The sequence below is a fragment of the Nostoc sp. genome (assembly GCF_036917575.1).
Classification (GTDB): Bacteria; Cyanobacteriota; Cyanobacteriia; order Cyanobacteriales; family Nostocaceae; genus Nostoc.
This window is the reverse complement of sequence record NZ_JBALDC010000072.1, coordinates 130,221-155,831: the sequence shown is the minus strand read 5'-3', so window position 1 is coordinate 155,831 and position 25,611 is coordinate 130,221. Positions and strand designations below refer to the sequence as shown.

19 protein-coding genes are annotated in these 25,611 nt (G+C 39.6%); all 19 read left to right on the top strand.

The window, feature by feature from the left end:
* Nucleotides 1-8: 8 nt before the first annotated feature.
* The 19 genes from lhgO to V7K79_RS21575 all read left to right on the top strand — a co-directional run bounded on the left by lhgO (nt 9) and on the right by V7K79_RS21575 (nt 25,535).
* Entirely contained in the window at nt 9-1,223 is a 1,215-nt protein-coding gene (gene lhgO / locus V7K79_RS21665; protein WP_335050266.1) for an L-2-hydroxyglutarate oxidase, read from the top strand.
* 721 nt (nt 1,224-1,944) lie between these two features.
* A complete protein-coding gene (locus V7K79_RS21660; RefSeq protein ID WP_335050264.1) occupies nt 1,945-2,973 on the top strand; it encodes an NAD-dependent epimerase/dehydratase family protein in 1,029 nt (342 codons plus the stop codon).
* A 101-nt stretch (nt 2,974-3,074) separates the two neighbouring features.
* Entirely contained in the window at nt 3,075-4,025 is a 951-nt protein-coding gene (locus V7K79_RS21655) for a glycosyltransferase family 2 protein (RefSeq protein ID WP_335050262.1), read from the top strand.
* A gap of 24 nt (nt 4,026-4,049) precedes the next feature.
* On the top strand, nt 4,050-5,057 hold the full coding sequence (locus V7K79_RS21650; protein ID WP_335050260.1) for a glycosyltransferase family 2 protein: 1,008 nt from the start codon (nt 4,050-4,052) through the stop codon (nt 5,055-5,057).
* A 50-nt stretch (nt 5,058-5,107) separates the two neighbouring features.
* Nucleotides 5,108-5,950, top strand: a complete 843-nt coding sequence (locus V7K79_RS21645; RefSeq protein WP_335050258.1) for a phytanoyl-CoA dioxygenase — start codon at nt 5,108-5,110, stop codon at nt 5,948-5,950.
* 21 nt (nt 5,951-5,971) lie between these two features.
* On the top strand, nt 5,972-6,817 hold the full coding sequence (locus tag V7K79_RS21640; protein WP_335050256.1) for a phytanoyl-CoA dioxygenase family protein: 846 nt from the start codon (nt 5,972-5,974) through the stop codon (nt 6,815-6,817).
* Between the two features lie 112 nt (nt 6,818-6,929).
* Nucleotides 6,930-7,487, top strand: coding sequence for a dTDP-4-dehydrorhamnose 3,5-epimerase (rfbC, locus tag V7K79_RS21635; protein WP_335050255.1), 558 nt, complete (start codon nt 6,930-6,932; stop codon nt 7,485-7,487).
* Between the two features lie 322 nt (nt 7,488-7,809).
* Nucleotides 7,810-9,123, top strand: a complete 1,314-nt coding sequence (locus V7K79_RS21630) for an NAD(P)H-dependent oxidoreductase (protein WP_335050253.1) — start codon at nt 7,810-7,812, stop codon at nt 9,121-9,123.
* A gap of 188 nt (nt 9,124-9,311) precedes the next feature.
* The gene (locus V7K79_RS21625; protein WP_335050251.1) at nt 9,312-10,412 is read left to right on the top strand and encodes a glycosyltransferase; all 1,101 of its coding nucleotides are present in this window, start codon (nt 9,312-9,314) and stop codon (nt 10,410-10,412) included.
* 126 nt (nt 10,413-10,538) lie between these two features.
* Nucleotides 10,539-12,770, top strand: a complete 2,232-nt coding sequence (locus tag V7K79_RS21620) for a GumC family protein (protein ID WP_335050250.1) — start codon at nt 10,539-10,541, stop codon at nt 12,768-12,770.
* A gap of 905 nt (nt 12,771-13,675) precedes the next feature.
* Nucleotides 13,676-14,395, top strand: coding sequence for a heterocyst development glycosyltransferase HepC (hepC, locus tag V7K79_RS21615; protein WP_335050249.1), 720 nt, complete (start codon nt 13,676-13,678; stop codon nt 14,393-14,395).
* Nucleotides 14,396-14,606: 211 nt separating this feature from the next.
* Nucleotides 14,607-16,457 carry a heterocyst formation ABC transporter subunit HepA gene (gene hepA / locus V7K79_RS21610; protein ID WP_335050247.1) on the top strand — a complete coding sequence of 617 codons (1,851 nt, stop codon included), beginning with the start codon at nt 14,607-14,609 and terminating at the stop codon, nt 16,455-16,457.
* A gap of 183 nt (nt 16,458-16,640) precedes the next feature.
* Entirely contained in the window at nt 16,641-17,801 is a 1,161-nt protein-coding gene (locus V7K79_RS21605; protein ID WP_335050245.1) for a glycosyltransferase family 4 protein, read from the top strand.
* Nucleotides 17,802-17,865: 64 nt separating this feature from the next.
* Entirely contained in the window at nt 17,866-18,858 is a 993-nt protein-coding gene (locus tag V7K79_RS21600; protein ID WP_335050243.1) for a glycosyltransferase family 2 protein, read from the top strand.
* Nucleotides 18,859-19,032: 174 nt separating this feature from the next.
* Entirely contained in the window at nt 19,033-20,226 is a 1,194-nt protein-coding gene (locus V7K79_RS21595) for a glycosyltransferase family 4 protein (RefSeq protein ID WP_335050241.1), read from the top strand.
* On the top strand, nt 20,144-21,070 hold the full coding sequence (locus tag V7K79_RS21590; protein WP_335050239.1) for a glycosyltransferase family 2 protein: 927 nt from the start codon (nt 20,144-20,146) through the stop codon (nt 21,068-21,070). Before V7K79_RS21595 ends, V7K79_RS21590 begins: the two co-directional genes overlap by 83 nt.
* A gap of 62 nt (nt 21,071-21,132) precedes the next feature.
* A complete protein-coding gene (locus V7K79_RS21585) occupies nt 21,133-22,602 on the top strand; it encodes an O-antigen ligase domain-containing protein (protein WP_335050237.1) in 1,470 nt (489 codons plus the stop codon).
* A 32-nt stretch (nt 22,603-22,634) separates the two neighbouring features.
* Entirely contained in the window at nt 22,635-23,765 is a 1,131-nt protein-coding gene (locus tag V7K79_RS21580) for a glycosyltransferase family 4 protein (RefSeq protein ID WP_335050235.1), read from the top strand.
* 120 nt (nt 23,766-23,885) lie between these two features.
* On the top strand, nt 23,886-25,535 hold the full coding sequence (locus V7K79_RS21575) for a GMC family oxidoreductase (protein WP_335050233.1): 1,650 nt from the start codon (nt 23,886-23,888) through the stop codon (nt 25,533-25,535).
* The last annotated feature ends 76 nt before the right edge of the window (nt 25,536-25,611 follow it).

Below are 25,611 nucleotides of genomic sequence, written 5' to 3'. Positions count from 1 at the left end.
TAATACTAATGTATGATTTTGCGATTATAGGTGGGGGAATAGTTGGACTCTCGACAGCGTTGGCTTTAGGAAAACGCTATCCCAATGCCCGGATTTTAGTACTAGAAAAAGAGAGCCAATGGGCATTTCACCAAACTGGCAATAATAGCGGGGTAATTCATTCTGGTATTTACTACAAGCCAGGGAGTTTCAAAGCTAAATTTTGTCGTAATGGTTCTCGTTCAATGGTAGAATTCTGCCAAGAGCATGGAATTGACCATGAAGTTTGTGGTAAAGTAATTGTTGCAACTGAAGAACAAGAACTACCAGGCTTAGAAAATCTCTATCAACGCGGCTTAGACAATGGCATAGAAGTCCAGAGAATTAGCCCCAAAGAAGTTAAGGAAATTGAACCTCACGTTAGATGTGTAGGTGGAATTCGGGTATTATCTACTGGTATTGTTAATTACAAGCAAGTTTGTTTGAAATATGCCGAGCTTATTCAACAGCAGGGTGGAGATTTACACCTGAATACAAAAGTCCTAAAAATCTCTCCAAGTGGTAAAAATCAGGTACTGGAAACAAACAACGGCAACTTTGCAACCCGCTTTGTAATTAATTGTACTGGATTGCATAGCGATCGCACCGCCAAACTAGGTCAAGTTGAACCCCAAGCCAAAATTGTCCCATTCAGGGGAGAATACTACGAACTCACCCCAGAAAAACGCTATCTGGTCAAGACACTAATTTACCCAGTTCCCAATCCAGATTTCCCCTTCCTGGGTGTCCACTTTACCCGGATGATTGATGGGAGCGTCCATGCAGGGCCAAACGCGGTTCTATCCCTCAAACGCGAAGGTTACAAAAAAACCGACTTTGACTTACGGGATTTTCTGGAAGTTATCACCTATCCCGGTTTCTGGAAATTAGCAGCTAAACACGCTGATGAAGGTATCCAAGAAATCATTCGTTCCTTTAGCAAAGCAGCCTTCACCAGAAGTCTGCAAAAACTAATTCCCGAAGTACAATCAGAAGACTTAGTTCCCACCCATGCAGGAGTCCGCGCTCAAGCCTTAATGAACGATGGCAAGCTTGTAGACGACTTTTTGATTGTTTCTGGTCAAAACTCCATTCATGTTTGCAATGCTCCTTCTCCGGCTGCCACATCTTCTCTAGAAATCGGCAAAGCGCTTGTGGCAGAAATTCCCCAACTTTCGCATCTAGAAAGTGTAGTAATTGCATAGATAGCATAGTTGTTATTTCCGGAACTGCTGAATTAAGGGATGAATCTTGTATAGTGGGCATCTTTGCCTGCTTGAAAATACAAGGGATAGGTAATACCAATTTGAAAAAAGAATGCGACAAATAGACCATTTGTAGAGACGCGATGAATCGCGTCTTGACCCAAGGATGTGTTGCAATCATTAATTGAATTGGTATAAGACACCCATCTCACAACAAAAAAGGGTGTTACATCAATTAAGAACTGCTAGAGAGTGCTATTAACTAATAAGTAAGCCTGCAAAGGTTTTAGTAACTATATAATGACTGTTAGCCAAGTCATATATAACGCTTCTCAGTTAAGTCAAATACAGACCGAACTCCTAACCCCTTCCCTATAAGGAAAAGTAAGATTAAAAGCCTCTCTGCTTTTAAGAGAGTGGTTTGGAGAGAGGTCAAGTTATTGCATACAAACGAAAAATATAGCGGTTCCCTTTTAGTGCAACACACTCTAGTAGTTCGCCAAGTTCACTTGGCGGGGAAAAGGGTAAGGGGGAAGGTGGGGCCCCCTCTGGGGATAAGGGGCAGGGGGAAAGGTTTAAAATCCCTTACCCTTTTCCCTTTCCCCTTTCCCCAGCCCTCACAAGCGCATCTTTGGGTTGGCAGACTACTAGGGCGTACATCTACGCGTCCAGCTAAACGAAGAATTTAATTTCCTAATACAATACAAAGGAATTAACCACAATGAAAATATTAGTAACTGGAACAGAAGGTTATCTAGGTTCATTATTACCACCTCTGTTAATCGAACGAGGACATGAAGTTATTGGTCTAGATACGGGCTTCTATAAAGTTGGTTGGCTGTACAACCCTAGTGGAGTGACTCCTAAAACCCTTAACAAAGATATCCGCAACATCACACCTGATGATTTAGAAGGAATTGAAGCCATAGTTCACATGGCGGAACTCTCCAACGACCCAGCCGGACAATTGGCACCCAATATTACCTATGAAATTAATCATGTAGGTTCAGTTCGTCTGGCTAGTCTGGCTAAGGCTATGGGTGTGCGTCGCTTCGTATATATGTCTTCATGCAGTGTCTACGGCGTTGCTACCGCAGGTGATGTCACAGAAGAATCCGCAGTTAATCCTCAAACAGCCTACGCAGAATGTAAAACTCTCGTAGAAAGAGATGTCGCACCACTCGCTGACGATGACTTCTCTCCCACCTTCATGCGGAATGCAACAGCCTTTGGTGCTTCTCCTAGAATGCGCTTTGATATTGTTTTAAACAACTTAGCAGGGTTGGCATGGACAAGCAAAGAAATCAAAATGATTAGTGATGGCACACCTTGGCGGCCATTAGTCCACGCATTGGATATTTGCAAAGCAATAGTCTGTACCTTAGAAGCACCACGAGACATTGTACATAACCAAATCTTCAACGTGGGAGATACAGCGAATAACTATCGCGTTAAAGAAATCGCAGAAGTTATTGCTGATGTTTTCCCAGATTGTAAACTATCCTTTGGTGATAACGGCGCAGATAACCGCAGCTATCGCGTATCTTTTGAGAAAATTAACACAATCCTACCTGGATTTAAATGTGATTGGAATGCCCGACTTGGTGCCCAGCAGCTATTTGATTTATTCAGTCAAATACACATGGCTGAAGATACTTTCTTGTTTAGAGGATTTACTCGTTTAAAACAGCTAGAGTATCTAATTCGGACAGAGCAGATTGACAAAGATTTCTTCTGGAATAAAAAGTAGCTAAAATTGCCTAGCAGCAACGGATAAATCATCTAAGCTTCCGAATCAAATAGTGTTGATTCGGGCTTATTTCATCCATAAAACTATTTTTAAATTGTGAAATGAATAAATTACTAACTATTGCAATTCCTACATTCAATCGTGCCCATCTTTTAGATCAACAACTTACTTGGTTAGCCAAATCTATTAAAGGGTTTGAGTCTGACTGTGAAATCTTTATTTCTGATAATTGTTCTACAGATAATACCCAAGAAGTTATTAAAAAGTGGCAGCTAATTTTTAATAATATCACATTTGTATCAAAGAAGAATAGTGAAAATATCGGGGTCATGGGTAATATTGCTTGTTGCTTAAAAGCCCCAAATAGTAAATATATTTGGACAATTGGTGATGACGATCCAATTCAAGAGCGAACCTTAGATTATGTATTAACGACACTAAAAAAATATTCAGATTTAGCACTAATGCTTTTAAACTTCTCTGGTCGTCAAAAACAAACAGGTCGACTTGTTGTCGAACGCTGGTTAAATAGTGATAAAGACGAACCAAAAGTTAATAGTAAAACTATATTTCAAAGTTACCTGAATGAAAATTTTGGTGGTGTACTTTTTATATCAGCAGCAATTTATCGCACAGATTTAGTACAACGCGCTTTACAAAAATGGCCGTCTGCTACTAATAATTGGGCATCTCAAGCATATTGGACTGCATTTTGTGCTGCTCATGGAAGTGTCATCGTCACTAAAGACACTTATTTAGAATGTACTATGGGCGCTAGTCTTTTGGATCTTGACCCAACATGGAACTTTAAAATGCGATATGCATACATACCTGAAGTTTATATAAAACTACTAAAGGTAGGATACCCTCATAAATTTTGTCAGGAAATGATTTGGCAGAGTTTATATCAAAAAACTGACTTGAAAATCCTATTAGGTGCTTTAAAACGTTGGCCTTTCTTGACAATCAAGATATTTATTCCTTACTTACGTTTGTTGAGCATATCAGCTTGGGCAACTCTTTTTCCACCCAAACAGCTAGAGAGCCTGTAACCATTAATATATCAATTTTTTACCATGCAGAAATTACTGACCATTGCTATACCGACTTATAATCGTGCTGAATTGCTGGATAAACAGTTAGCATGGCTAGCTCAAGCTATCAAGGGTTTTGAAAATGATTGTGAAATTTTAGTTTCTGATAATTGTTCAACAGACAATACTCAGGATGTGATTAAAAAATGGCAAAGAATACTTAGCAACATCCCATTTAAATCAAATAAAAATCCTCAAAATTTAGGTGTTGTCAAAAATATTATGTATTGTCTAAACTCGACGACAACAAAATATGTTTGGACAATTGGTGATGATGATCCAATTCAAGATAGAGCGATTGCTTATGTGATTAGTAAACTTAAGCAATATGAAGATTTATCATTATTGTTTCTCAACTTTTCCGGTCGAAACCAAATTACAGGTGAACCAGTTCATCCACCAACAATTGTTGGTAATCGCTGGTTTGATATAGATAGTGAAGATGGTGATGGTGATGGTAAAGCTATATTTGAGCATTGTTTCTCAAAAAGTGTCGGTGCAGTCATTTTTCTGACTGCTACAATCTACCGCACTGATTTAGTGAAATGCGCTCTATATAATTGGCAAGATGCTGAGAATAATTGGATATCTTTAGCATATTTAGCCGGGTATTGTGCTTCTAATGGTCGTGTAATTGTCACGAAAGAAATTTATTTGGAATGTGTTGTAGGTGTGAGTTATTGGCAGAAAGAACCAAAATCTGCCCTGTTAATGCAATATAAACACATACCCGAAGTAATTTTGAAATTGCAGCAGAGTGGATATTCTAAGCAGTTTTGTCGGCGGATGCTTTTGCAAAACGGTAAAGAAGTCAACTTGAAAGTTTTCTTAGGTGCTTTAAGAAGATGGCCTATGTCTGCCATTAAGACAGTAGTCCCATTTTTAGCTTTAGTCAGTTTATGTGCTTTTGATGTGATGGTTTCTAAAGATTTTAGTTTAGCAGAATCAAGTGAAATACCTACTCAAGAAATGCGGAGCTATAAGCCATAAGCTACTAAATTACCAAACAATTGACATTAAAACTAGAAAATATTTCCTATATGTTTAATGTAATTAAACGCAAAATATCTACACTGTCTTCTGACTTGCAATATTATGTAGCTCGTTGGAAGCATAGCAGAAATCTGCCAGCATTGGAAGGGTGCGATCGCAACATTCTGAAGGTTCTCAAAAAAGATGGTGTTTGTGTCACAACACTAGCAGATTTAGGCTTCAACTCTAGCTTTGAACTGCTCAAAGCTGCTAACCAGCAATTATCTCAGATGGAAAATCCCAACAACGACCATCTTGATGAAAAGTTACCACAAATTTACACAGTTACAGGTTTACCAGAATTTTATGCCTGGGGAATGGAGAAAAGACTTCTCAATCTGATCGAAAACTATATTGGTCTTCCTATTGCTTTTCATGGTGTACATTTACGTAAAGATTTCCCTAGCAAACATCAGTTTGGCACACTACTATGGCATAGCGATTCTGAAGACCGTCGTATTATCAAAATCTTTATTTACTTGAATGATGTCGAAGAAAAAACTGGGCCTTTTGAATATATTCCCCGTTCTTTAACTTCCTTATTGAGTTGGAATTATTTTCGGCTTTACTACAAACTTTGGAAGTCAGGCTATAGAGGTATTGATGATGAAGAAGTGAAAACAGTCATTCCCAAATCAACTTGGAAATCCTGTTTAGGGCCAGCAGGTACTGTCATTATTGTAGATCCGAAAAATACTTTGCATCACGGCATAGTCCGCACAGAAGAACGCTCAACACTATTCTTTTGTTACACCGCCAACCCTCCTGAAAGACCAGAACTCTGCACCCAATACTGGGATGATACTTATCCCAGAGCAGAGTTAAGACAACAAATAGAAAATAGCCGATAGTCTATTAAAGGTAGTCATGCCATGCTGCTCAAGATTAAACGCAAAATATTTTCACTAGGCTCTGAGTTAGTTTACAGATTAGCACTTTTAAAACATGCTGCTAATTTGTCTGCACTAGAATTCAGCGATCGCCAAATTCTTAACGATCTTAAATGTGATGGTATTCATATTACCACACTTACTGAATTGGGATTCGATTCAACATCAGAATTGCTCAAGGCAGCTGATAGTTATTCGTCCCAGATGGCATCTATCAATAATGACGATTCAAATGAAAAATTTCCTCAAATTTACACAGTTACCTATTTACCTGAATTTGCTAATTGGGGAAGCGAAAAAAGGCTTCTAAACATTATTGAAAACTACATTGGTCTGCCGATCATTTTTCATGGTGTACATCTTCGCAAAGATTTCCCTAATAAAAATCAGTTTGGTACACAATTATGGCACAAAGATGCAGAAGACCGCCGCATGATCAAAATCATTATCTACTTAAATGATGTGGGAGAAAAGCACGGCCCCTTTGAATATATTCCAGCCTCTTTAACCTCTTTATTGAGATTAAACTATTACCGTACTTACTACAAGCTTTGGCAATCTGGTCATTTAGGCATCACAGATGACGAACTAAATGAGATTATCCCGAAACAAGCTTGGAAATCTTGTACGGGATCGGCAGGAACAGTCATTATTGTAGATCCTAAAAAAGCCATACATCACGGGACATTACGCACAGAAGATAGGTTAACTTTATTCTCTTGCTACACTTCTACTTCTCCCGATCGTCCAGAAGTTTGTACTCAATATCGAGACGATACTTTTCCTCAACCAAAGTTAGCGCCATCTAGTTCAGTCCAAGCAAGCTAATTGTTAATTTAAAAACCCACTCAAGACTCTTTTTGATGAGGTTTTAACAAGTTAAGTTTTCAAACTTGCCAAGTTTTGTTGTCCTCAATATTCTTCTCAAGGTTATTCATTCATGATCTTCACTCAAACTGCACTCAAAGACGCATTCATCATTGATTTAGAAGAAAAGCCAGATCATCGTGGTTTTTTCGCTCGGTCTTTCTGCGCTCAAGAATTTGAAGCACACGGATTAAAGCCAACAGTTGCCCAATGTAACCTATCTTTTAATTATAAAAAGGGCACTATCCGGGGAATGCACTATCAAATTCTGCCAGCAGCAGAAACAAAATTAATTCGCTGTACTAAAGGCGCAATCTACGACGTAATTATTGATATGCGTCCTGAATCTCCTAGCTTTTTATCACACATTGGTGTAGAGCTAACCCCAGAAAATCGCCGTGCTTTGTATGTTCCAGAAATGTTTGCTCATGGCTATCAAGCACTCACCGATGAGACTGAAGTTGTATATCAAGTAGGTGAATTTTACACTCCAGGATATGAAAGAGGTTTACGCTATGATGACCCATTCTTTAACATTGATTGGCCTCTAGATGTGACTGAAATCTCCGAGAAAGATTTAAATTGGCCTTTTTTGAGAATGATGACTGTTGGTGGTACAGCTTCTAGATAACTATAGACTATTTCTCTGTGCCAGGTGTTTTCTGTACAACACACTGGCTCCTCTGCATGAGGTAATACAATAATGCGAAAGTCAGAAGTATTGCCAATTTGCCTGCTCAAGCCTACAGAAATGCTGTGGAGCAAATTATCAAAAATCACAGCCAGAAAAAACAGACTACTACTACTCACATCTAGCAAACAAGTGGTTAGTAGCTGTCATTAATGATAATTTCCATGAAAATGTACTTAATATTTAGCCGTAACAAATTATTAAGTGCAAAATTATCGAGAATTTGTAACACAACAAACAGTTCCAAAAAGGAGTTTAGTTCATGATTATTATCGATCGCGCCTTACAAGCCCGTGCAGCAGCAGGAAATCCTATTAAGGTGGGAATGATTGGTGCTGGTTTTATGGGTCGAGGAATTGCCAACCAAATTGTCAATTCAGTGCCAGGAATGGAGTTAGTTGCTATCTCTAATCGTCAGATTAGTGCAGCTAAACAAGCTTATTCGGAAGCAGGAATTGAAGATATTCAAGTTGTTGCAACTGTCAACGAATTAGAAGATGCGATCGCTAACGGTAAATATGCAGTCACAGAAGACGCTAAGTTACTGTGTCGGGCTGAAGGCATCGATGCATTAATCGAAGTCACAGGTGCAGTGGAATTTGGCGCTGAGATCGTTATGGAAGCGATCGCCTACCGCAAACATGTGATTATGATGAATGCTGAACTTGATGGCACCATCGGCCCCATCCTGAAAGTGTATGCCGACAAAGCAGGCGTGATTCTCAGCGCTTGTGATGGCGATCAGCCAGGGGTGCAAATGAACCTTTATCGCTTTGTGAAAAGCATTGGTTTAACTCCTTTATTGTGCGGTAACATTAAAGGACTTCAAGACCCCTATCGCAATCCCACCACCCAGGAAGGATTTGCTAAACGTTGGGGTCAAAAGTCCCACATGGTGACTAGCTTCGCCGATGGAAGCAAAATTTCCTTCGAGCAAGCGATCGTTGCCAATGCCACAGGCATGAAAGTCGCCAAACGGGGAATGCTAGGATATGACTTCAGCGGTCATGTCGATGAAATGACCCAGTTATATGATGTTAAACAACTTAAAGAACTGGGCGGTATTGTCGATTATGTAGTTGGAGCAAAACCAGGCCCAGGTGTATATGTATTTGCCACTCACGACGACCCTAAGCAACGCCACTATCTCAACTTATACAAATTAGGCGAAGGCCCACTTTACAGCTTCTATACTCCTTATCACCTCTGTCATTTTGAAGTTCCCTTGTCTGTAGCGCGTGCTGTTTTATTTGGTGATGCTGTGATGTCCCCACTAGCAGGCCCGCTAGTAGATGTTGTCACCACCGCCAAAATCGACCTGAAAGCAGGAGAAATCTTAGATGGCATCGGCTACTACATGACCTACGGACAATGTGAAAATTCCGATATCGTCCAACAGCAAAATCTTCTACCAATGGGTTTAGCTGAAGGGTGCCGCCTCAAACGAGATATTTCTAAAGATCGAGTCCTCACTTATGAGGATGTAGAATTACCTGAAGGCAGACTTTGCGACCAACTACGAGCTGAGCAAAACGTCTATTTCGCTCCAGAAAAAATCTTAGTAGCAGTTGGATAATATCGGTTCTAAAAATATTTGCCACAAATGAATTAGCTGTAGGGGCGTACAGCTGTACGCCCCTATATATTTGTCGCCAGAATTTCATCAAGAGGATAGAAAGCTATACTGCGGGACACTAAAGTTGTTGATAGTAACTTGCTGGGAAACGTTTCCACAAACTCGGTCGAAACTTTAGGTCAAATTTCATGAAAATTGCTCTCGTCCATGATTATTTAACCCAGCGAGGTGGGGCAGAGCGTGTGTTTGAACTGCTTTGTAAGCGCTATCCCGAAGCAGATATTTTCACATCTTTGTACGATCCCCAAAAAACGATTGATTTAGGCGATCGCATAGTTAATACAACCTTTTTACAAAAGATTCCTGGTGCAGCAAAATATTTCAGGTCGATGGCTCCTTTATATTTTCCTGCCTTTCGTGCCTTGGATCTGCAAGATTACGATTTAATTATTAGTAGTAGCACCAGCTTTGCCAAAGCAGTGCGAAAAAATCCTAATGCTTACCACATTTGTTTTTGCCATAATGTTACCCGTTTCTTATGGGATACAGCAACTTATTTAAGAGAGTACGGAGACTATAGATATTTTGCTCCTTTAATCGAACAAGTATTTCAAGTAATGAGAAAGGTAGACCTGAAATATGCACAGGAGCCTGACCTTTACATTGCTAATTCCAGTGTTGTTGCCCGCCGGATTGAAAAGATTTATGGCAAACAGGCAATGATGGTGAATTATCCAATTGATACTAGTAAATTTGTTTTTTCCGATATAAAAGATGAATATTATCTGGCCTCTGCCCGGATGATCAGTTATAAGCGACTTGATATAATAGTCGAAGCTTTTAATTGGTTAGGGTGGCGGCTATTAATATCTGGTGACGGGCCAGAACTAGCACGGTTAAAATCCAAAGCATTACAAAATATTGTGTTCTTGGGACACGTAAGTGATAGAACCCGCAAAGACTTGTTTTCCAAAGCCAAGTCTATTATTGTCGCAGCCCTAGAAGATTATGGATTAGTTCCGGTAGAGGCTAATGCTAGCGGTACACCAGTCATCGCTTATGGAGCGGGTGGAGTATTAGATACTCAAATTCCAGGTGAAACAGGAGTCTTTTTTAAAAGACAAACACCTGAATCTTTACAAGTTGCCTTACTAGAAGCCAATGGCATTTCTTGGAATTACGATCGCATCCGCAATCATGCTGTAGCAAACTTTTCAGAGAATGCATTTTTTGGCAAGGTTGAGCAAATTATTAACCAAGCTTGTGGCGTGCATCAATTATTCATTTGATTTCTGAATCTCTTTCTACTATCAGATTACCCATTTATTTTCTCTCTCGTCTTTGGCGGTTGACAAAAAAATAGGTATTCTTCGGAGAATCTCTTAGCGTAAGTCTTGAAGACAAGGATAATAAAAGTGGTTCAAACTAGTCTAAATCCTCATCTAGCTCCAGCTTCTGAAAGTGAACCAAGTTATGGGCAAATGTTTGCCGTATTTGTGCGGAGATTTCCTTGGTTCTTAGCAGTATTAATTAGTTCTCTTGTTATTTCCAGCATAGTAACTGTAAAAACAAAACCTACTTATAAAAGTTCTATGCAACTGCTAGTAGAACCTAACTATCAAGGTAAGACAGAAGGTGGTGCGGGGGTAGACAATCAGTTTACTGACTCTAATGTGGTCATAGATACTGCCACCCAGCTTAACTTGATGCAAAGTTCGGGACTAATTCAAAAAGCAGTTGATAAACTTCAGTCTAGTTATCCAGATATAACTTCAGCTGAAATTAAAGCTTCTTTGGTCTTAACTCAAATTAGGAGCAAAGAAGATAACGTCGCTACAAAAATCTTTCAAGTTGAATACACCGCTGGAGATCCTGAAAAGACCCAAAAAGTTCTAGATGCAATTCGACAAGTTTATCTAGAATATAACAAACAACAACAGAGTTCGCGTTTGCAAAAAGGTCTGCAAATCATCAGAGAACAGTTAAGTAAAGCTAGTGAAGAAGTCAACGCGGCTGAGACAAATTTACAAAGATTTCGCAGAAATCAGAATTTAATCGATCCAGAATCACAGGCCAAAGCGATTGAAACAGCTTTGAACAGTCTTTCCCAAGAAAGACAGACAACTCGTGCTCAGTATGGAGAAGCTTTAGCACGCCAAAAATCTTTAGAAGAACAACTTAACCGTTCTCCTCAAAATGCTTTAGTTGCTTCTCGTTTGAGTCAGTCTACTCGCTATCAAGGCTTACTAAACGAAATCCAAAAAAGCGAATTGGCATTAGCACAGGAACGCTTACGCTTTACAGATCGAACTCCAAGCGTGCAAAAACTCAAAGAACAGCTTCAAGACCAGAAGGAATTATTGCAACAAGAGGTAGGAAGAACTTTAGGCGGAAAGTCTGCTGGTGCATTCACTTCTGGAGACTCTCTTCTCGAAAAAGGACAGTTGGGCCAAATCGATCTTAACCTTGCTGCTCAGTTAGTAGAAACGCAGACAACTATAGTTGCTTTAACTGCTCGCGATCAAACTTTGGCTCAGAAAGAAAACGAGTTGCGTTTTGAAATCAAACGCTTCCCACCTTTGTTGGCTTATTACAATCGGATGCTACCGCAGTTGCAATTTAGTCGTGAAAGATTAGAGCAGCTTTTAAGAGCAGAACAACAATTACGGCAAGAACTTTCCAAGGGTGGATTTAATTGGGAAGTGGTAGAAGATCCTCAAAAAGGCGCAAAATTAGGCCCCAATCTCCAGCAGAATTTGCTCTTAGGTGCTGTGGTTGGCTTAATGTTAGGAGGCATTGCTGCCTTTATTCGCGAATCGGCTGATGATGCAGTTCACACCACTGCTGAGTTAGAGAAGCAAATGGCCATGCCGTTGTTGGGAACAACTCCCAAGTTACCGCCAGCCAAACCTAGAGAATCAATGATCAAGTTGCCTTTTGGTAAGCCAGAAGTTCTTGCTCCTTGGACAATTCAGGTATTGCAATCTCCACCACGTTGGGAATCGCTGGATCTGATTTACAAAAACATTGAACTTTTAAATACTGTTACTAATTTAAAATCTTTGATGATTACCTCAGCTTTAGCCGATGAGGGTAAATCAGCTTTGGCATTGGGTTTGGCAATGAGTGCTGCTCGTTTACACAAAAGGGTACTGCTGATTGATGCCAATTTACGCGATCCCAGTTTGCACCATCAACTGAATCTTCCTAATGAGCAAGGGCTTTCAACTTTATTGGCGAGTGATACAACTTTACCCAACCAAATTAGTCTTCAATACTCAGGCTCCGCCTACATCGATATTTTAACCGCTGGCCCCAAACCTACCGACCCGGCAAATCTGTTGAGTTCTCCTCGGATGATCCAATTAATGACAGCATTTGAGGAAAATTATGATTTGGTACTGATAGATGCTCCCCCAGTTCTCGGCTTAGTGGATGCCATGCTTACTGCATCATCTTGTCGTAGTGTGATTATGGTGGCAAGTATTGGTATTGTGACGCGAAGTCAGCTTAATCAAGCGACAGCTATGTTGAGTAAGTTAAATCTAATTGGGGTTGTAGCTAATGGGGTATCAAACTCTAGTAGTAATTACGTACCTAATCTTAAACAACAGCAATTAGCTTTACGTCAAGCTGTAGAAAAATAGCTAGTACCACAAGGCAGAATTCAAAATTCAAAATTCAAAATTAATACAGCGTAAGCATTTAATTGGTTTTGAATAGGTGGTTTATTTACGCCGTACTGTACTAGTACGGCTAGATGATAAATCCCCGACTACTTAGAGAAGTTGGGGATTTTGCGTTTCGCATTTATAATAGACCTCTTGCAAAAATCTTTGAATCACCCCTCCCCAACCCTCCCCTTATTAAGGGGAGGGGGCAAGATTTTAAGTTTCCCCCCAATATATCGGGGAGCCACTGCGTTGCGGAGGTTCCCTGCGTTGTAGCAAGTGGCGTGGGATTAAGGGGGGTCTATTCGACTTATGCAAGAGGTCTAATCAAAATCTAATTTTGTTGCTATCGGGAAGAATTCAGTATATTTATGCTATCTTTATGAGTTTTCAGAGAAATCACTGACTCTTTAAAGAATAAATAAAGAAGTTATTTGAGCGATCGCTATTTCTGCATAGTCTTATATTCTAGAGATTAAAGCACCTTCATAAAGGCTAAAAGACAAGAGCAGACTGGTTTCTTTAATCTATTAAGACAATGAACACCTCAGCGTAATTAAACGTAGATATAGATTCATGGGTAATTTCTCTCTACACTTCTCTACTGTCAGTAGTTTCCGGAAAATCATGATTTGCCCATGAATGTTAATAGTAGCGGTGATTGCTACCGATGTAATTAGTATCTGTCCAATTTGTACATCTCTACACCAGCAGAATTTTACACGATATATGCTTGGCTGAGTGATGGATATTATAGCATATTTTGCCCTCAATTATCTCCAATTTTTTGGACTTACAACAAGATTCGGATTTGGGTCTTTGGCATTAATAGCCTTTGATAACGCCTCAGTAATTCACTTTTGTATCAACCCAAAGACATTATGACAACTTCAATAATTCCAACTTTAGAGAATTTATATGATGTAACCCAGTCACACCAAGATAATCGTGGGTACTGCACACTTCAGTGGCGACGGGGTAAGCTTTTGGTGAAAGTGCCTGGACGAGTTAAACAACCATATCTGGCTTCATTAGATGATAAGCGATCGCTAGTAGAATGCTTACAACATTCTCCAGTAAGTTTGATCAGCATAGATCCAAAATTGGGTGAGGCTTTGCTCAAATTTTGGGCAGATGCATGTCAAGCAGCTCAAAAACCAATATTCCTAAGCATACCTGCTGGCAAAAAACTTCCTAACCAACCCTTGAGACAATTGCAGCGAGTAATTGATTGGATTGCTGCTTTAATGTTGCTGCTATTGGTAAGTCCAGTCATGTTGGGATTGATTGGATTAATGCAGATTTACTCACCAGGGTCGCTTTTTTGTCATAAATGGTGTGTTGGAAAACGGGGTAAACTCTTTCAAACGATCAGCTTTTGCACCCACAATACCACACCGCTAGCGCGTTGGATGGTTAAATACAATCTTGACAATCTGCCACAGTTATTTAACGTGCTACGGGGTGACATGAGTTTAACCGGATCTCGTTGTTGGACTTTGGAAGATGCAATACAGCTAAATAAATTACCAGAAATTACAGCTTCCTGGGAAGTAGAGGCACAGTCTCATCTATTACACCTGGATAGCCAAATTTTGTAATTTATGTGTGCCGTAATTGATGATTTCATCTACTGCACTGAACCTCAAACAAAAATTGTTTACGTAGCATCTATAGAGAAATCCAATTTTAGATAATTGGTTTTTCAAGACGCGATAAATCATATCTATACATCAAGATTTTGTTGCTCATTATGAACCGGATCAATCTATAGATGTCTATCTTCCTTGCCAAAATATTATGATAAAATCCATGAATTTTCAGCTTCCTCAACCACTCAGTAATCTGCTTAAAGCTAGTAGCTTTTGGCAAGAGAACTATTTAATATTGCGAGAATTTAAACACTTTCGTAAAATTGCAATTCTAGCTCTAATTTTCTCAATCTTGGCAGCAACCTTTGAAGGTGTAAGTATTGGTTTCTTACTTTCCTTTTTGCAAAGCCTAACTAGCCCAAATGCTCAACCAGTCCAAACAGGAATACAATGGTTTGATCTTTGGATTTTAGGAGCCAAGACATCAGCAATTAATCGTTTATATCGCGTATCTTTGCTGATTCTATTGAGTACTTGGTTACGTGCCACCTTCAATTATTTTTCTCAAGTCTATACTGAATTATCTCAATTATATCTTGCCGATCGCTTACGCAAACAAATTTTTGAACAGTTACAATCCTTCTCACTAAGTTACTTTAGTAAAACTCGTTCTGGTGAACTAATTAACACAATTACTACAGAGATTGAACGAATCAGACAAGGTTTTAGTGGTGGAGCTTTTTTAGTAACTAGAGGAATAACAACTTTTGTCTACTTAATATCAATGTTTTTGATATCATGGCAATTGACGATAATATCAGCATTGCTGTTTACACTTTTAGGTGTGGGGTTGTCAAATCTGAATGCTAGAGTCAGAGAATCAAGTTTTGGGATGACAACTGCTAATGCTAATTTTACATCAACAGCCGTAGAATTTATTAATGGTATTCGCACTGTTCATTCTTGTGGTACTCAAGATTTTGAGCGTCAGCGTTACTATAAAGCTAGCGATAAGGTAATAAGTACTACAACAAAAGTTGTATTTACCTGGACATTAGTGAAGCCAATTGCTGAAGGGGTAGCGACTACAGTATTGATCGGAATGATTATTTTGGCATTCACTAGTCTTGTCACCAATGGAACGCTACAAGTTGCTTCTTTACTAACTTTTTTCTTTGTACTATTTCGTTTTATTCCTTTTGTTCAAGATATTAATGGTACGAGAGCATATCTTAGTACTTTACATGGTTCATCAGAAAATATTAAAAATCTGTTGACAAGTGATGAAAAATATTACTTTCAAAATGGCAGAGTTGAGTTTAAGGGATTAAATAGATCAATAGATTTAGTATCTGTAGATTTTGGCTATGATGATGAAAATCTAGTGCTGCATAATATTACCCTGACGATTGAAAAGGGAAAGATGACAGCGTTAGTCGGAGCATCTGGCGCTGGTAAAACAACTCTGGCTGATTTGATTCCCCGATTTTATAATGCTACAGATGGATATATTTACATTGATGAAATTGATATACGGCAGTTTGAAATTAACTCTCTACGTTCCAAAATAGCTGTTGTTAGTCAGGATACTTTTATTTTCAATACTAATGTTTGGCAAAATATTTCTTACGGAACTCCAGAAGCGACAAATGAGGAAATTCAAGAAGCTGCAAAACTAGCAAATGCACTAGAATTTATTTTGGAAATGCCTGAAGGTTTTGATACCCAATTAGGAGATCGGGGTGTCAGGTTATCTGGAGGACAAAGGCAGCGAATTGCTATTGCACGAGCTTTACTGCGGAACCCAGAAATTTTAATTTTGGATGAAGCAACTAGTGCTTTAGATTCGCTATCTGAGCGCTTAATTCAAGATTCATTAGAAAAGTTATCTGTTGGTAAAACAGTAATTGCGATCGCACACCGTCTTTCTACTATTTCTCAAGCAGATAAAGTTGTAGTTTTAGAACAAGGACGGATAGTAGAGCAAGGTAAGTATCAAGAACTATTGGAACTAAAAGGCAAGCTTTGGAAATATCATCAAATGCAGTATGAAGTAAGGCAACAAGATTAGAAACAATATTTAATTACCAAAGTACTTACAACATATTCATCGGCTGTAAATTTCTACAGCCGTAAACTCTTAAATATGTAACAATAATTTTACCAAATATGAAAATGATAAGATTTCAACACTTATTATTCCTATAAATAAGTTCTTAAAATTAGTCCCATATACTTAAAACTAATAGAAAATATGTCACAGGAAATATTTGACAAAGACCTAATCTATCAATGCTCAAGTTTCGGTGTCGGTGGGAGTGGAGGTGTTGAAACTTATTTAGCTTCTCTGTTTGAACATCGGCCACCCGATGTTAGCGATCGCGTGATAAAATCACTTAAAAATATCGATCAAAAACAGTTCAAACTGCTGCACATCCACAGTCCAGATTTGCTATTACAGCTTACAGGGGAATGTCCTGCTATCTTCAGCGTTCATAATCACTCATTTTACTGCCCTAGTGGCACAAAGTATTTAGCAGAGCAACGGACAATCTGCGATCGCAACTTCTCTTACTTAGGATGTACCTGGGGTAAATTAGTAAATAAGTGTGGTAGCCGTAGACCTTTAAGAACTATTAGAGAACTTCAAACTACTCATCAGTTTTTAGATATCTTGAAAAGGTTAAAAATTACTTTCATTGCTAATAGCGAATATGTGCGGCAAGAGTTAATTCAAAACGGTGTACCCCCAGAACAAACTATAACGCTACACTGTGGAATCTCTATACCAGAAACAGCAACTTCCCCTCTAAGTTTGGAAGTACATCAAAATCAGAGAATTTTGTTCGCTGGACGAATTGTTTCTGATAAAGGTCTGGAATGGTTACTCAAAACCTTAATACATACAGACCCAAAAATTCAACTTGATATTGCAGGTGAAGGTTGGGAACGACCACGATTAGAAAAGTTAGCAAGTACACTTGGATTAAATAAGCGAATCACTTGGCATGGTTGGTGCGATTCTGATAAATTAGATAAACTTTATCAACAGTGTTTTGCAGTTATCTTTCCCAGTGTTTGGCCTGAACCTGCTGGTCTTGTCACTCTGGAAGCATACTCTCGTTGTCGGCCTGTAATCGGTAGTGCGGTCGGAGGAATTCCAGAACATTTACAAGATGGAGAAACGGGTATTCTTGTTCCCAGCAATAATATCCAAAAGCTGGCTGATGCTATTAATGAATTGTATAGAGATTATCAAAAAAGCCGCTACATGGGTGAGCAAGGTCATACTTTATTGATGAAAGAATTTACAATGGCTGCTCATGTAAATAATCTCCGAGCAATTTATGCAAAAACAATAGCTGAATTTCATTCTCAAGGCAACAAACTATACAGTATCTCTCCAGCTAAATAAGTTGAATTTACTAAAAACATCAAATAGTACATCTTTTACTTAGAAAATATAAAGGAAGAAAAATATGTCATTACATCAAGAATGTCAACAACCTTTAGTCAGCGTTGTTATCCCCACCTATAATCGACCAGAATATCTCAAACAAGCGATCGCAAGTGCAATCAAACAAACTTATCAAAATATTGAAATTATTATTTCTGATAATTGTAGTTCCGAAAATCCCCAAGCAATTGTCGCATCTTTTGGTGATTCACGCATCAAATTTTGGCAGCATCATCAAAATGTTGGGATGTTAGCTAATCAGCAATATGGCTTTAAAATGGCGCGAGGTAAGTATGTTGCTAGTCTCCATGATGATGATATTTGGAATGAAGACTTTTTAGCAAAGCTTATACCACCACTAGAAGCAAATTCTGATTTAATTCTCGCTTTTTGTGACCAATATATTATCGATGCTAATAGCAGAATTAATCATGCTGGTACCGAAGAAAATACCCGCGCTTACAAGCGAGACAAACTAGCAAAAGGAATTCATCAACCTTTTTATAAAATTGGATTGGTAGATAAAAGTATACCTACTGCTGCATCTTGTGTGATTCGGAATAATTTAGTGGATTGGTATAGTATTCCCTCAGAAGTTGGTGGAATGTGGGATTTATATTTAAGCTATCTATTCTGTACATCTGGTTATGGCGCTTACTATTGCCCAGAAAGATTGACACGATATCGCGCTCATGAGCAAACTGATACTATGCTCAGTGGGAGTCGAGATGTGCAAGCAAAAATTCGCAAAGCTAAAAGCGAAATGTTTTGTTATCAAGTATTTATGGAAGATCCTCAGTTACAGGAATTTAGAACTCATTTTCAACATAAATGGTTAGAAGCTAATACTACTTTAGGAATTGGTTTGTTACGAAGCGAACAGATAGCCGCAGCACGTCCTTATTTTTTGCAGGCGCTGAATCAACAAAAATTTAACGTGCGAACTATGGCAGCACTTAGTCTTAGTTTCACTCCGCGATTTTTAGCAAGTAAGTTAATCGGAGTATCGAAATAATATCTCAATATATCTAAATTGGGAAATTTATTTATTAAACGTAGATGCACGCCTTGTCACAGGCTCACGCAAAGGGTGTAAAGAGCGTAAAGGGAAGAAAAGAAGATTATTTTTAAATTCTTTCTCTGCGCCTCTGCCTTTGCATGAAGCTTTTTATTCTGAAGGAAGTGGTGTATGAAACTTTGTATTGTTACTCATAAAATCAAAAAAGGTGATGGTCAAGGGCGAGTAAACTATGAGGTTGCTAAGGAAGCAATTCGTCGTCATCATCACTTAACGTTATTAGCTAGTGAAGTTGCACCAGAACTAGAAGACAATAGCCAAGTTAATTGGATTAAAATTCCAGTCAAAAACTATCCTACAGAATTTGTACGTAATTTCATCTTTGCCCAAAAAAGTGCAGATTGGTTACGTAAACATCGCTCTGACATTGATTTAGTTAAAGTTAATGGAGCAATTAATCTGGCTGCGGCTGATGTGAATGCTGTGCATTTTGTCCACAGTTCATGGTTGCGATCGCCTGTTCATATTTCTCGCAACCGCCGCGATTTTTATGGTTTTTACCAGTGGCTATTTACGGCTTTTAATGCCCGTTGGGAAAAACAGGCTTTCCAAAAAGCGCAGGTTGTGGTGGCTGTATCTGAAAAAGTAGCTCAAGAATTAGTCAACATTGGTGTACCGCGTTCTCGAATTCGGGTAATTGTCAATGGCGTTGACTTAGAAGAGTTTACTCCTGGTCAAAGCGACCGCCAAAAATTAGGTTTACCGCAGAATGTTACCCTAGCACTGTTTGCTGGAGACATCCGCACACCTAGAAAGAATTTAGATACAGTACTACACGCTTTGGTGAAAGTTCCCGATTTGCATTTGGCGGTGGTAGGTCATATCGAAGGTAGTCCCTTCCCACAACTAGCAGCATCCTTGGGGTTAAGCGATCGCGTGCATTTTGTGGGATTTCGCCGTGATATCCCCGAAATTATGCGGTCAGTAGATTTATTTATTTTTCCTTCCCGATATGAAGCTTGTAGCCTCGTATTGTTAGAAGCACTTTCTTCAGGACTACCAGTAATTACTGCCACAGCTACCGGGGGTGCAGAGTTAGTCACACCAGAATGTGGCATTGTCTTACCCGACTCCAATGATATCGATGCTTTAGCTGTGGCGATGATGTCCTTAGTAAGTGTAGATATGCAGCAAATGAGTCAAGCTGCTCGTTCTGTGGCAGAACAACACAGCTGGACTACGATGGCACAAACTTATGTGGATCTATTCGAGGAGTTAAGCAATGCGGAACACCGTTCTGATACCGACTTATCGCCGTCCACAAGACCTCTCACGCTGCCTTTTGGCGCTACAAAAGCAAACTAAACCAGTCGATCAGGTGATAGTGGTTGTCCGCGATACGGATGCAGAAACTTGGCAATTTTTAGCGCAATACACAGCGCACAACTTGCCACTGCATACGGTGAAAGTGACACAACCAGGGGTAGTAGCAGCTCTTAACGCTGGACTAGCAGCAGTGGAGGGCGATATTGTTTCCATTACCGATGATGATGGCGCACCCCACCCGGATTGGTTAGAGCGGATTGCGGCTTACTTTACCTGTGATAGTCGTCTTGGCGGACTGGGAGGGCGTGATTGGATATACCACGGCAGTAAATTAGAAGACGAATCCCGCCCAGTAGTGGGACAGTTGCAGTGGTTTGGGCGAGTCATTGGCAACCATCACCTGGGAGTGGGAGAACCCCGCGAAGTCGATATTCTCAAGGGTGTGAACATGAGTTTTCGTACCCAAGCAATCGGACAACTGCGGTTTGACGAGCGGATGCGCGGTACTGGAGCGCAGGTACACTTTGAAATGGCATTCACCCTGGCATTAAAGCGGGCTGGTTGGAAGATAATTTACGATCCTCGCGTTGCTGTAGATCATTATCCAGCACAACGTTTTGACGAAGATCAGCGAAATAACTTTAATGAAATTGCCTTTATTAATTTAGTCCATAATGAAACCTTAATTTTATTAGAGCATTTGCCATTTATCCGCCGGATTGTATTTTTGTTCTGGGCAGTATTCGTGGGTACATGCGATAGTTTGGGCTTAGTACAATGGCTGAGATTTTTACCTAGCCAAGGGCAGTTGGCAGGGAAAAAGTTATTAGCATCTTGGCGCGGACGTTGGCAAGGATATAAACAATTCGTAATTCGTAATTGAAGAACTAAATTGTGAATTACTTTCAATTTGCCAAATTGATTTATATGTACATCTAAAATTGAATGAATTCTAAGCAGATACTTTTCAATAGTTTTTTACAAGAAAACTATTCTCCTGAAGAGCGATCGCTACAGGGTTGGATGGCGATCGCAGGCTTTATATTACTAACTGTAGTTTGCTATTTTGGTGGTGTTACTGCCGGATTACGCCTAATTTTCCCGGTGACAGCTTTAGTAGTAGCCGTATTTTTATACTTGCGGCATCCCATTCTCTACATTGGCTTTACCTGGTGGATTTGGTTTCTCACACCCTTAGCTACTCGCTTAGTTGACTATAAAGTGGGCTGGGATCCTAGCCGCCAAATGCTCATAGCACCCTACTTAGTGGTGTTTATAACTCTAGCAACATTCTTACGATACTTTCCCCGTGCCTCTCGCCAAGGAGGTTTACCATTTGTTTTGGCTTTTATCGGAGTATTCTATGGCTTTCTCATCGGTCTAATTTACAACCCACCTATCCCTGTAGCACGCGGATTGATGGATTGGCTCAGTCCTGTAATTTTCGCTTTTCACTTATTTATTAACTGGCGAGATTATCCCAGTTATCGCCAGAACATTCAGCGAACATTTCTCTGGTGTGTGTTGATTTTAGGAACTTACGGCGTATATCAATTTGTGGTAGCTCCTGAATGGGATAGGTACTGGCTTATACAATCAAAATTATTCATGAGTTCTGGAAACCCTGTACCTTTCGGGATGCGCGTCTGGAGTACATTACACTCAGTCGGCCCTTTTGGTTCTGTGATGCAGGCTGGGTTACTGTTGTTATTTACCGGTTCAGGAAACTTAATTTTTCCGGCTTCAGCTGTTGGTTATTTATCTTTTCTATTAACACAAGCACGTACTAATTGGGGAGGCTGGTTATTTGGAATAATTATGATTATGGGTTCAGTCAGAGCCAAAATTCAAATGCGCTTAATTACGATAATTGTGGTCATGGCTATTTGTGTTGTGCCATTGACAACTATTGAACCAATTGCTGGGGTGGTAGCAGCACGTTTTGAAACTTTTTCTAATATTCAAGAAGATGGCAGCTTCAAAGATAGATCGGGAACTTACGACAGAAATCTTGGTTTAGCCCTTTCTAATGGTTTAGGTAACGGCTTAGGAAATATTTGGAAGGTCAACGAAAAAACTGGTCAAATTGAAGTAGTGGTAATTGATAGTGGCATTTTAGATATGTTTTTCACCCTTGGTTGGTTTGGAGGCATATTTTATATGGGTGGATTAATCTTTTTAATTATTAGTGTTAGCAGTTATGGTGAAGGTCGTTTCGATAGTTTTGTCAGTGCTGCTCGCGCCATTGGAATCAGTTCTGCTTCACAGTTAGTTATCGGTAGCGGGATGTTGAGCGTGTCAGGGATGATTCTTTGGGGATTTTTAGCTATGGCTATGGCAGGACATAAGTACTATAGCAATCCTCAGATGCTCTCTAACATTCCTAACTTCTCTAATAAATCGAGAATCTCATAAATCTTCCAACTTAAATCGGACTTTTATAAATTATGAAAGTAATTATTGTTATGCCACTGGCCGAGCAACGAGGCGGTGGTGAAATGATGCTTTGGGATTTGGTGCAGCAGGGACGTAATGCTGGTGTTGAGTGGCTGGTGATATTTTTAGAAAACGGCCCGATGGTCGAACAAGTAAAGTCTCTAGGTATTGATGCGCGAGTTGTAGAAAGTGGACGTTTACGCCAAATCCACCGTTTTATTGGTGCTGTTTTGCGGATAGCTGCGATCGCTCGCCGTGAACGTGCAGATATAATTGTCAATTGGATGTGGATTACGCATATATCTGGAGGTTTGGCGGCGATGCTAGCTGGCTTGCCTGCTGTGTGGTATCAACTAGAAGTACCTAGTGATAAAACTTGGTTGGTACGAATTGCAACTTTCATCCCAGCGCGGGCAATTATCACCCTTTCGCAAGATGGCAAGCAAGCACAAGCAGAAATTTGGCCCCACAGAGCAACATCTTTGGTTTACCCTGGTGTCGCATTAGACCGATTTGAGCCTAATACTTTACCTTCTCCTGAAGAAGCACGGCGAAAACTAGGCTTACCTTTACACGGGCCGTTGATTGGAATTGTGGGACGATTGCAACGATGGAAGGGAATGCACGTATTGGTGCAAGCGATGCCCAAAATTCTACATAAGTATCCCGATGCCCATTGTGTAGTGGTTGGCGGGAAGCACGATTTAGAACCGGATTATCAGGACTTCTTAAAAGCCGAAATCACCGCTTTAGGCTTGAAAGACCAAGTAATTATGGCTGGACTACAGCGTAATATCCCGGAATGGGTGCAAGCAATGGATGTATTCGTTCATGCATCAGATAAAGAACCTTTTGGGATTGTGATTATTGAGGCGATGGCGCTGGGTAAACCTGTAATTGCTGGCAGTGCAGGCGGCCCGACAGAGATTATTACCGATGGCATGAATGGACTATTAACACCTTACGGCGATGTAGATAAATTAGCGATCGCAATTCTCCGCTATCTTGACGAGCAAGAATTTGCCCAAAGTGCCGGAGTCGCTGCTAGACAACGCGCCCTCGATTTTTCAACGCAGAATTATGCCCAAAATTTTATTAATGCAATTCGTTCTGCAATACCAAGTGTTTCATCGGCTGAATGAAACAGTAAACTTCTTACAAAAGTCAATTTTATGAAAATAAAACTACGGATTCACACAGATAATTAATCGATGTAAATCTGTGGTTAAAAAATAACAAATTAGATGGAAAGGAATTAATTAATGTTGATTGATAGCCGCAAATTGCCAATATATGAAGTTATTAATACTGAAGTTTGTATAATTGGTGCTGGCCCAGCAGGAATTACACTTGCACGGGAATTAATTGGGCAAGACTTTCGAGTGTGCTTACTAGAAAGTGGTGATTTGGAATTTAATCAAGAAACTGCATCTCTTGGTCAAGGCGAAACTGTTGGAGATCATTTTCCACCACTGCAAGATATGCGTCATCGTCAATTTGGTGGATTAGCTAATGTTTGGAATATTGAAATTAATAAAAATAAACTTGGTCTGAGGCACGTGCCGTTAGACACAATAGATTTTGAAAAACGAGATTGGGTGCCATATAGTGGCTGGCCTTTTAGTAAATCTCACCTCAATCCATTTTATGAGCGCGCTCAAGCAGTCTGTAAACTCGGTTCTTTTGCTTATGAAGCTGAGGCTTGGGAAAATACTCAATCTCCTCGGACACATTTCACAAGTGACCGAGTTACTACCAGTATGTTTCAGTTTGGCCCGCGCGATATTTTTACCAATGAATATCGACATCAAATTAATCAATCTCCTAACATAACTACATTCCTCAACGCCAATGTGGTAGAAATTGAGGCAGACAAAACAGCCCAAACAGTGAAACGCGTGCAAGTAGTGTGTTTATCTGGTCAGAAATTTTGGGTTGCGGCAAAAGTATTTATTTTAGCCGCAGGTGGAATTGAAAACGCGCGTTTATTGTTATTGTCAAACCGAATTCAAAAAAATGGATTAGGCAATCAACATGATTTAGTGGGTAGGTTCTTCATGGATCATCCTTTTATTCGTTGTGGTATGCTTATCCCGCAAAATCGCAAAATATTTAATTCGATGGCTTTGTATGACTTACGTCGGGTGAATAATATCACAGTCATGGGAAAATTTGCCCTTACAGAACAAGTTATGCGCCGCGAGAAATTACTAAATATGACCGCGTTGTTATATCCCAGAGATGAAAGGTTTAGATCGGCAGCAAAGGCTTCTGCAAAAATTTTGTTCTCTTCAGTTCGACAAAAACAGTTACCTAAAAATATTTTTCAGCATTTGCAAAATGTGATTACAAATATTGATGATTTAGTAGCTGATTGGTATAAATATAATTTCAAAAAAGAATATTTATTTCCTGATTTGAGTCATGGAGGATGGTCTTACCATGAGGATAATGAACAGAAATATGCAAAGTTTGAAGTTCTCAGCCAAACTGAACAAACCCCAAATCCAGACAATCGAGTGACACTCAGTAATCAATTAGATAAGCTTGGTTGTCCGCAAGCAAAATTAACTAATTATTGGAGCGAAATAGATATTTGCAGTGTGAAGCGATCGCAGCTAGTATTTGCACAAGAGTTTGCGAGTGCAGGTCTAGGTGAGTTGCAGATTGAATTGGATGGCGATCGTCCAGTCGCTTCGCTGAGTACCCATCACAATATGGGAACAACACGTATGCATCACGACCCCAAACAAGGAGTAGTCGATGCAAATTGTCAAGTTCATGGCATCTCTAATTTATTTATCGCAGGTAGCTCTGTTTTCCCTACAGGAGGCTATGCTAATCCTACGCTTACCATTGTTGCCTTAGCAATTCGATTGGCAGACCATCTAAAAGCACAATTGTGTCACTAAATACAACTTGGCGTAAAATCGCCACAGTTTTAAACGTACCGATCGCCTGAGCGCAGATCACCACATTACATTACCT

Bases quoted from the DNA above. Each gene is read 5' to 3' on its own strand.
- V7K79_RS21650 (WP_335050260.1), top strand. From the start codon at position 4,050: ATGCAGAAATTACTGACCATTGCTATACCGACTTATAATCGTGCTGAA.
- V7K79_RS21660 (WP_335050264.1), top strand. From the start codon at position 1,945: ATGAAAATATTAGTAACTGGAACAGAAGGTTATCTAGGTTCATTATTA.
- V7K79_RS21595 (WP_335050241.1), top strand. From the start codon at position 19,033: ATGAAACTTTGTATTGTTACTCATAAAATCAAAAAAGGTGATGGTCAA.
- lhgO (WP_335050266.1), top strand. From the start codon at position 9: ATGTATGATTTTGCGATTATAGGTGGGGGAATAGTTGGACTCTCGACA.
- V7K79_RS21640 (WP_335050256.1), top strand. From the start codon at position 5,972: ATGCTGCTCAAGATTAAACGCAAAATATTTTCACTAGGCTCTGAGTTA.
- V7K79_RS21605 (WP_335050245.1), top strand. From the start codon at position 16,641: ATGTCACAGGAAATATTTGACAAAGACCTAATCTATCAATGCTCAAGT.
- V7K79_RS21600 (WP_335050243.1), top strand. From the start codon at position 17,866: ATGTCATTACATCAAGAATGTCAACAACCTTTAGTCAGCGTTGTTATC.
- V7K79_RS21590 (WP_335050239.1), top strand. From the start codon at position 20,144: ATGCGGAACACCGTTCTGATACCGACTTATCGCCGTCCACAAGACCTC.
- rfbC (WP_335050255.1), top strand. From the start codon at position 6,930: ATGATCTTCACTCAAACTGCACTCAAAGACGCATTCATCATTGATTTA.
- V7K79_RS21655 (WP_335050262.1), top strand. From the start codon at position 3,075: ATGAATAAATTACTAACTATTGCAATTCCTACATTCAATCGTGCCCAT.
- V7K79_RS21630 (WP_335050253.1), top strand. From the start codon at position 7,810: ATGATTATTATCGATCGCGCCTTACAAGCCCGTGCAGCAGCAGGAAAT.
- V7K79_RS21580 (WP_335050235.1), top strand. From the start codon at position 22,635: ATGAAAGTAATTATTGTTATGCCACTGGCCGAGCAACGAGGCGGTGGT.
- V7K79_RS21575 (WP_335050233.1), top strand. From the start codon at position 23,886: ATGTTGATTGATAGCCGCAAATTGCCAATATATGAAGTTATTAATACT.
- hepC (WP_335050249.1), top strand. From the start codon at position 13,676: ATGACAACTTCAATAATTCCAACTTTAGAGAATTTATATGATGTAACC.
- V7K79_RS21585 (WP_335050237.1), top strand. From the start codon at position 21,133: ATGAATTCTAAGCAGATACTTTTCAATAGTTTTTTACAAGAAAACTAT.
- V7K79_RS21645 (WP_335050258.1), top strand. From the start codon at position 5,108: ATGTTTAATGTAATTAAACGCAAAATATCTACACTGTCTTCTGACTTG.
- hepA (WP_335050247.1), top strand. From the start codon at position 14,607: ATGAATTTTCAGCTTCCTCAACCACTCAGTAATCTGCTTAAAGCTAGT.
- V7K79_RS21625 (WP_335050251.1), top strand. From the start codon at position 9,312: ATGAAAATTGCTCTCGTCCATGATTATTTAACCCAGCGAGGTGGGGCA.